This is a genomic window from Streptococcus oralis, assembly GCF_001579175.1.
In the GTDB taxonomy this organism is placed as follows: domain Bacteria; phylum Bacillota; class Bacilli; order Lactobacillales; family Streptococcaceae; genus Streptococcus; species Streptococcus oralis_O.
In genome coordinates, this window is the sequence record NZ_KQ970759.1 from 483,379 (window position 1) to 488,541 (window position 5,163).

The following is a 5,163-nucleotide window of genomic DNA, read 5'->3' on the forward strand; positions in this document are numbered from 1 at the left end:
TCTTACCTTCAACATCCCCAATGATATAGCCCTCACTTCGTTCTGAGTCATCTTGAGCATAGTCAATGATAGCGATTGGAGCATCCAAGTATTCAGCTAAGCTACGAGCACGTTTAACACCAGAGTTTTTTGGACTAACCACAACGACATCAGAACCAAGAAGACCTTTGTCACAGTAGTGTTTAGCAAATAGAGGAATTGTATAAAGATTGTCCACAGGAATGTCGAAGAATCCTTGTACCTGTACAGCGTGGAGGTCAAGAGTTAGAACACGGTCAACTCCAGCTTTTACTAACATATTTGAAACCAATTTAGCTGTCAGTGGTTCACGGGAAGAAGCGATACGATCCTGACGCGCATAGCCAAAGTAAGGAAGGACGACGTTGATACTATGAGCACTTGCGCGAACACAGGCATCAACCATAATCAATAATTCCATCAAGTGGTTGCTAACTGGGTAGCTTGTTGATTGAATGATATAGACGTCATACCCACGAACACTCTCTTCGATATTGACTTGGATTTCACCATCAGAAAATTGACGTGAAGATAATTTTCCAAGAGGGACACCAACAGTATCAGCAATCTTTTGAGCGATTTCTGGGTTAGAGTTTAGGGTGAAAAGTTTCATGTTGTTTCTATCTGACATTATAGACCGTCCTCTGTAAACTTTGTGAATCTTCTTTGGAAAAGTTTCTTTTTCTTAATGAAGATTCTATTATTTTTATCTTTTCTATTTTACCAAAAAAAGGAGATTATTTCAGCTTTTTTCATGTTTTTAATGAATCGAATTAATTTTGATGGAGCCTTCTGGTAAGTTATGTGATTTTCATCTAAAAATTGCTGAAAATCGACTTTTCCTTGTTCAAAATCACTGACTTCAAGTTCCAGTTCGTAGTCGGTTTGACCAAAGTAATGGCTTTGATCTAAGGCCATCAAACCGATATCGGTTTCCATTTCGTAACGAATCGTTTCAAGACAACCTAGAATAAGCCAGTTATGGCTTTCAATACCAATCTCAGTAAGTTTCTCCAGAACAATCCCTTGAGGTAGGATCTGTTTTTCTAAATAATATTCAGCTTCTGGAAGAGTCATTTTTTGATTGTATTCCATATTTCCAATAGTTTGAGGAACTTTCAAGGTTAATTCAGCGCAATCTGAAAGGGCGCGAATGCGCATGGCAACCTTTTTTCGCGCAACTGGAAATCAGGCGTGTCAATGTAGTAGTTTTTTTGGTGAACAGGAGCTACATGGGCAAACTGTTTTTTTAAATGATTGTAGTCATCTTTTTTCAGTAGTGTTTTCAGTTCAATTTCTAATTGTTTCATTTTTCTAACCTTTTCTTTATCTTTGAAAGCGGATTTATGGTATAATGTACAATGTATTTATTGTATAAGATTGTAGTGAAAAAATCAAAAATTTTTAACAGCACAATCTCATACTAAAAGGGAGAAAATATGACCATAGAATGGGAAGAATTTTTAGATCCTTACATTCAAGCTGTTGGTGAATTGAAGATTAAACTTCGTGGGATTCGCAAGCAGTACCGTAAGCAAAACAAGCATTCTCCGATCGAGTTTGTAACTGGTCGGGTAAAACCGATTGAAAGTATCAAAGAAAAAATGGCTCGTCGAGGAATTACTTATGCAACTCTGGAAAATGACTTGCAAGATATCGCAGGGCTACGTGTCATGGTTCAGTTTGTTGATGACGTGGAAGAAGTTGTTGCAATTCTACGTAAACGTCACGATATGAGAGTCGTTCAGGAACGAGATTATATCAACCATCGTAAGGCGTCGGGTTATCGTTCTTATCATGTTGTTGTCGAATATACTGTAGATACGATAAATGGGGCTAAGACCATTCTCGCCGAGATTCAAATTCGGACCTTGGCTATGAACTTTTGGGCTACCATTGAGCATTCGCTCAATTATAAGTACCAGGGGGACTTTCCAGAGGAAATAAAAGAAAGATTGGAAATCACTGCCAAAATTGCTCATCAACTAGATGAAGAAATGGGCAAGATTCGAGATGACATTCAGGAAGCTCAGGCACTCTTTGATCCTTTGAGTAGAAAACTAAACGACGGTGTAGGAAATAGTGACGATACAGATGAAGAATACAGGTAAGCGAGTTGACCTCATAGCTAATAGAAAGCCGCAGAGTCAGAAAGTTTTACATAAACTGAGGGAAAAACTCAAAAAACAGCATTTTATAATTAATGATACAAATCCCGATATCGTTATTTCGATTGGTGGAGATGGGATGCTTTTGTCTGCTTTTCACAAGTACGAGAATCAGTTAGACAAGGTTCGATTTGTAGGTGTGCATACAGGACACTTGGGATTTTACACGGATTACCGTGACTTTGAGTTGGACCAGTTGGTTACCAATCTCCAACTGGATTCTGGAGCCAAGGTTTCTTATCCAGTCCTGAATGTCAAAGTGACTCTTGAAAACGGTGATGTAAAAACCTTCCGTGCTCTAAATGAAGCGAGTATCCGTCGGTCAGACCGTACCATGGTTGCAGATATCATCATTAACCACGTTCCATTCGAGCGCTTTCGTGGAGATGGTGTGACTGTCTCAACGCCTACTGGGAGCACTGCCTATAACAAATCCTTGGGAGGAGCCGTTTTGCATCCTACCATTGAAGCCTTGCAACTGACTGAAATTGCAAGTCTCAATAATCGAGTTTATCGGACTCTAGGTTCGTCAATTATTGTTCCGAAGAAAGACAAAATTGAGCTTTTACCAACTCGTAATGACTATCACACGCTATCTGTTGACAATAGTACCTATTCTTTCCGAAATATAGAACGGATTGAGTACCAAATCGACCATCACAAGATTCACTTTGTAGCAACACCAAGCCACACTAGTTTCTGGAATCGTGTCAAAGATGCCTTCATCGGCGAGGTGGACGAATGAGGTTCGAATTTATCGCAGATGAACATGTCAAGGTCAAAACCTTTCTGAAGAAACACGAGGTTTCTAAAGGACTGTTGGCTAAGATAAAGTTTCGAGGTGGGGCTATCCTAGTCAATGTTCAACCTCAGAATGCGACTTATCTCTTAGATATTGGAGATAGGGTTACCATTGATATTCCAGCAGAGGAAGGCTTTGAAACCCTTGAAGCCATTGACCGTCCTTTAGATATCTTGTATGAGGATGACCACTTTTTGGTTTTGAATAAGCCTTATGGAGTAGCCTCCATTCCCAGTGTCAATCATTCCAATACCATTGCGAATTTTATCAAAGGCTACTATGTTAAGCAGGAGTATGAAAACCAGCAGGTTCATATCGTGACCAGACTGGATCGGGATACATCTGGTTTGATGCTCTTTGCCAAGCACGGTTATGCTCATGCACGATTAGACAAGCAACTGCAACGAAAGTCTATCGAAAAACGTTATTTCGCTTTGGTTAAGGGCAATGGGGATTTGGAGCCAGAAGGGGAGATTATTGCCCCGATTGCGCGTGATGTGGACTCCATTATCACGAGAAGGGTTGCCAAGGGTGGAAAATACGCCCATACCTCTTACAAAGTTGTAGCGTCTTATGGAGATATTCACCTGATCGATATTCAATTGCATACTGGGCGAACCCATCAGATCAGAGTGCATTTTTCTCATATCGGTTTTCCCTTGTTGGGGGACGATCTTTATGGAGGTAGCCTAGACGATGGGATTCAACGACAGGCCTTGCATTGCCATTTCTTATCATTTTATCATCCCTTCTTGGAGCGTCAGCTAGAGCTGGAAAGCCCCTTGCCAGATGATTTTAACAATCTTATTACTCAGTTATCAACTAATACTCTTTAAAATCTATTTTGAGTATAATTTAATTTCTTAAAGGAGAAAACTCATGGAAGTTTTTGAAAATCTCAAAGCCAACCTAGTTGGCAAAAATGCTCGTATTGTTCTCCCTGAAGGGGAAGAACCTCGTATTCTTCAGGCAACCAAACGCTTGGTAAAAGAAACAGAAGTTGTTCCTGTTTTGCTTGGGAACCCAGAAAAAATCAAAATTTATCTTGAAATTGAAGGGGTTATGGACGGCTATGAAGTGATTGACCCTCAACACTATCCTCAATTCGAAGAAATGGTTACTACCTTGGTTGAACGTCGTAAAGGTAAAATGAGTGAAGAAGGTGCTCGTAAGATTTTGCTTGAAGATGTCAACTACTTTGGTGTTATGCTCGTTCACATGGGCTATGTTGATGGAATGGTATCAGGTGCTACTCACTCAACAGCTGCAACAGTTCGTCCTGCACTCCAAATCATTAAAACTCGTCCAAATGTAACTCGTACTTCAGGTGCCTTCCTCATGGTTCGTGGGACAGAACGTTACCTATTTGGTGACTGTGCCATTAATATCAATCCAGACGCAGAAGCCTTGGCAGAGATTGCTATCAACTCAGCTATTACAGCTAAAATGTTTGGCATCGAACCTAAAATTGCCATGCTAAGCTATTCTACTAAAGGTTCAGGTTTTGGTGATAGTGTTGATAAGGTTGTTGAAGCAACGAAAATTGCGCACGATTTGCGTCCTGACCTTGAAATCGATGGAGAATTGCAATTTGATGCGGCCTTCCACCCTGAAACTGCAGCATTGAAAGCTCCAGGAAGTAACGTTGCTGGGCAAGCAACTGTCTTTATCTTCCCTGGTATCGAAGCAGGAAATATTGGCTATAAGATTGCAGAACGTCTTGGTGGCTTCGCGGCTGTAGGTCCTGTATTGCAAGGTTTGAATAAACCAGTAAACGACCTTTCTCGTGGATGTAACTCTGACGATGTTTACAAGTTGACTCTTATCACTGCTGCACAAGCGGTTCATCAATAAGAAATAGGCCTCTTTCCTTTAGGAAGAGGCTTTTTAGCGCTAAGAAAAGGACAGTTAGAAGCTTCTATGTTATACTAGATATATGTTAGATTTGAAAGAATACGGTGTTGACATGTGGCCAGAGGAGAAGATTTCCTCTTTCCGTGAGAAACTCCTCAACTGGTACGATGAAAACAAACGGGATTTACCCTGGCGAAGAAGTAAAAATCCTTATCACATCTGGGTTTCTGAAATCATGCTGCAGCAGACTAGGGTAGATACGGTTATTCCCTACTATGAACGATTTTTGGACTGGTTTCCAACTGTTGAAAGTTTGGCAAA

General features: G+C 40.4%; 5 protein-coding genes and 2 pseudogenes. 5 read left to right on the forward strand and 2 right to left on the reverse strand.

The window, feature by feature from the left end:
- Both SORDD24_RS02440 and SORDD24_RS02445 read right to left on the reverse strand, forming a co-directional pair.
- On the reverse strand, positions 1 to 649 hold a 649-nt coding region (locus SORDD24_RS02440), incomplete at its 3' end, for a ribose-phosphate diphosphokinase (protein ID WP_061407134.1).
- 89 nt (positions 650 to 738) lie between these two features.
- A pseudogene (locus SORDD24_RS02445) lies at positions 739 to 1,328 on the reverse strand (CYTH domain-containing protein).
- A gap of 129 nt (positions 1,329 to 1,457) precedes the next feature.
- On the opposite strand from SORDD24_RS02445, the gene SORDD24_RS02450 reads away from it, so the two are divergent.
- From SORDD24_RS02450 to SORDD24_RS02470, 5 genes and pseudogenes are all read left to right on the forward strand, one after another.
- The gene (locus tag SORDD24_RS02450) at positions 1,458 to 2,129 is read left to right on the forward strand and encodes a GTP diphosphokinase (RefSeq protein ID WP_000151560.1); all 672 of its coding nucleotides are present in this window, start codon (positions 1,458 to 1,460) and stop codon (positions 2,127 to 2,129) included.
- Complete coding sequence (locus SORDD24_RS02455; protein ID WP_061407136.1) at positions 2,113 to 2,931, forward strand: NAD kinase; 819 nt, start codon at positions 2,113 to 2,115, stop codon at positions 2,929 to 2,931. Before SORDD24_RS02450 ends, SORDD24_RS02455 begins: the two co-directional genes overlap by 17 nt.
- Complete coding sequence (locus SORDD24_RS02460) at positions 2,928 to 3,824, forward strand: RluA family pseudouridine synthase (protein ID WP_061407138.1); 897 nt, start codon at positions 2,928 to 2,930, stop codon at positions 3,822 to 3,824. The genes SORDD24_RS02455 and SORDD24_RS02460 overlap by 4 nt, the downstream gene beginning before the upstream one ends.
- Positions 3,825 to 3,867: 43 nt before the next feature.
- Positions 3,868 to 4,842, forward strand: a complete 975-nt coding sequence (pta, locus tag SORDD24_RS02465) for a phosphate acetyltransferase (RefSeq protein WP_061407140.1) — start codon at positions 3,868 to 3,870, stop codon at positions 4,840 to 4,842.
- A gap of 82 nt (positions 4,843 to 4,924) precedes the next feature.
- Positions 4,925 to 5,163: pseudogene (locus SORDD24_RS02470) on the forward strand (A/G-specific adenine glycosylase); the annotation flags it as partial.